We start from the raw sequence: 267 nt of genomic DNA on the forward strand, positions 1-267 counted from the left end.
TAGTTGAACGGAAGATCGGGATTGATTTGGGTATTTCTGATTTTGCGATCACCACCAATGATTTAGGGGAAACTGAGAAGCACAAAAATCCAAAACCGCTGTACAAGTCCGAAAAGAAGCTGAAGAAAGCGCAACGGTCATTATCCCTCAAACAAAAAGGCGGTAAGAACCGCAATAAAGCACGCTTAAAGGTAGCCAAAAAGCACGAGAAGATTGCCAATCAGCGCAAAGATTTCTTGCACAAACTATCCAAAAAGATTACAGACG

Annotated in this window: 1 protein-coding gene; it reads left to right on the forward strand. The window is 41.9% G+C overall.

Features of this window, described 5'->3' with window-relative positions; translation table 11 throughout:
• On the forward strand, nt 1–267 hold a 267-nt coding region (locus tag ACYQ4S_RS12675; RefSeq protein WP_459771541.1), incomplete at both ends, for a transposase.

This window comes from Alkalibacterium sp. s-m-28 (assembly GCF_054658175.1).